This window comes from [Flexibacter] sp. ATCC 35208, assembly GCF_001975825.1.
Classification (GTDB): Bacteria; Bacteroidota; Bacteroidia; order Chitinophagales; family Chitinophagaceae; genus Chitinophaga.
The window spans coordinates 1-346 of record NZ_MTKN01000362.1 but is presented as its reverse complement, the minus strand read 5'-3'; the positions used below and the strand labels follow the sequence as shown (position 1 = coordinate 346).

At 38.7% G+C, this 346-nt stretch carries 1 protein-coding gene; it reads left to right on the top strand.

Translation table 11 applies throughout. The annotated features are described in order from the left end of the window. On the top strand, positions 1-346 hold a 346-nt coding region (locus BW716_RS37455; RefSeq protein ID WP_179091451.1), incomplete at both ends, for a hypothetical protein.

Below are 346 nucleotides of genomic sequence, written 5' to 3'. Positions count from 1 at the left end.
AAGTAGTCACTACCCGTCTGCAACACCTTAGTAGCAGTAGTGCACGAATGTACGCCCTCAATATACTGGACAGATACAAAGCTTTTTCAAAAGATAGTTTTGTAACCGTGACCAGTGAAACGGCGGGTAGAATGAAAAGTGATAAAAATACACAGGGCATTTTTTATCTCACCGCTGAAGAAACAACGACTGCAGGACTTTCACAATATATAAACAACTATGCGGGAAAAACTTTCCCACTGCAAAATTGCGATGTTTCTTATCCTTCTTACCTCACAAATAGTATGCAGGGCTTAAGAGGTGATTTCTACAGTGGACGCAATTTTAAATCTTTTCTTTTTTGTAA